Origin of the sequence: Bacillus sp. Xin1 (assembly GCF_013314535.1) — a bacterium.
Classification (GTDB): domain Bacteria; phylum Bacillota; class Bacilli; order Bacillales; family Bacillaceae_G; genus Bacillus_A.
This window is the reverse complement of the sequence record NZ_JABUAE010000183.1, coordinates 1-440: the sequence shown is the minus strand read 5'-3', so window position 1 is coordinate 440 and position 440 is coordinate 1. Positions and strand designations below refer to the sequence as shown.

1 protein-coding gene is annotated in these 440 nt (G+C 33.2%); it reads right to left on the bottom strand.

What is annotated here, in order from left to right:
* A partial coding sequence (locus HRG09_RS28425; protein WP_174104112.1) for an IS3 family transposase occupies positions 1-187 on the bottom strand: 187 nt, incomplete at its 3' end.
* Positions 188-440 lie beyond the last annotated feature (253 nt).

The following is a 440-nucleotide window of genomic DNA, read 5'->3' as shown; positions in this document are numbered from 1 at the left end:
ATTTCTTATTATAATGTTTATAACGATAGCGACTGCCTTTCGCATACAGTTTCATTTGACGCATCAGTTTTCCTACTCGTTTTCGGTTTACCTTGATGCCTTTCTTTTCAAGGACTTTTGTAATTCTTAAAGATCCATACTGTCCCTTATGCTCCTCAAATATTTGTTGTATTTCCTCACTTAACACTTCGTTCTCTAAAGCTCTTTTAGAAGGTTTTCTCTGTAAATATTCATAGTAACCTGACCGCGAGATGTTTAACGTTTTACAAGCCTTCTTGATGTTATATTTGTGTTTATTTTCTTTTAAATATTGAAACCTTACACATTCTTTTTCTTCAAGAAGACCTGGAACTTTTTTAGTAAATCAAGTTCTTTTCTCAGTTCTTCATTCTCACGCTTGAGCTTTTTCATTTCATACTGAGAATGATAAAGTGCGCTTC